This is a genomic window from Arthrobacter sp. CC3 (assembly GCF_039907775.1).
Taxonomy (GTDB): domain Bacteria; phylum Actinomycetota; class Actinomycetes; order Actinomycetales; family Micrococcaceae; genus Arthrobacter.
This window is the reverse complement of the sequence record NZ_JARCCY010000112.1, coordinates 1-795: the sequence shown is the minus strand read 5'-3', so window position 1 is coordinate 795 and position 795 is coordinate 1. Positions and strand designations below refer to the sequence as shown.

Sequence of the window (795 nt, the reverse complement as noted above, 5' to 3'; positions counted from 1 at the left end):
ACGCCGACCTCGGCGCCAAACTCCGCGCCAACCTCGGCGCCGGCCAGACGGAATCCGACGCAGAGGCAGCTAACAAGATCGACTAGTCCGCAGCTACCGGAAGGGCACCCCACCTTTGGGGTGCCCTGCTTTCTGGCGCCCAGGCCCGGGGGTGGAGCAGACGCATCCTGCGCAACAACCTTCGCGATATAGAACAGCGCGTCGGGCCACCGTTTCCTGTCAAGATTCCCGGAAAATCAGCCAAAACCCTTGACATCCGTTATTACCAAGCGCAATCTGTTGCTTAGTGCGATTCTCGTTGAGTCATACGGAACAGCCCCCTGACCCATGTAGCGCCTGGATGCCTCACTGGTTGACGGCCATGTGGAGCACTGCCGGGTCGAGTGCCAGCTTCACGCATCCAGGTCAACCTCCGCACCGGAGCACCGGATGCACCCCCGGGCCAACTTCCGGCAGGCGCCCACAAAGTGCTGATCATCGACGGCATCATCATGATCCTTGAATCGGAGGAAGCCCCCAATCTTCCCCCGGCTCACCCCTCAATCCCCTGTTACGTCCGCAAGCCCATGATCCACCGAGCAAAGGATTCGCTCATGGCTACAAGCAATGACTTAAAACCCATATTTCCCGAGGAGTTGCCCGCCGACAACGCTTTGGCAGCAACTCCCCCCAACGTCCCCGCGGGTGAAGGCACCAGCCCTGCAGTCCTCGATCCGGAGGACGGAGCCGTGGGGGGCCTGCCGGATTCTGAGGAATACGAACAGATCCTGGGCGAGCTTCGTTCTGCCAGGACCG

Annotated in this window: 1 pseudogene; it reads left to right on the top strand. The window is 61.1% G+C overall.

Annotation, left to right across the window (positions count from 1 at the left end):
- Window positions 1-467: 467 nt before the first annotated feature.
- Window positions 468-795: pseudogene (locus PV761_RS24215) on the top strand (hypothetical protein); the annotation flags it as partial.